Below are 253 nucleotides of genomic sequence, written 5' to 3' on the forward strand. Positions count from 1 at the left end.
GTGGGGAACGGTGGCACCTGCACCGAGGGACCCTCGGGATTCTCCCCGTGCCGGGCCCCGCCGTACACCTCACCGCCGGATTCGGTATCGGTGTCGATATCGGTGTCGCCGGCATGGTCACGCTTCCACGCCGCCACCAACGCATCACGATGCGAATCCAGCGCGGCATCCAACTTCGCCGCCTCCACCTTCGACAACGTGATCCGGTAGGTGGTGTGCGTCTCCCCGACGGTCTTGCGGACCGACCGCTCCG

1 pseudogene is annotated in these 253 nt (G+C 67.2%); it reads right to left on the reverse strand.

Annotation, left to right across the window (positions count from 1 at the left end):
* A pseudogene (locus B1790_RS35565) lies at positions 1-253 on the reverse strand (hypothetical protein); the annotation flags it as partial.

Source organism: Mycobacterium sp. AT1, assembly GCF_002043095.1.
Taxonomy (GTDB): Bacteria; Actinomycetota; Actinomycetes; order Mycobacteriales; family Mycobacteriaceae; genus Mycobacterium.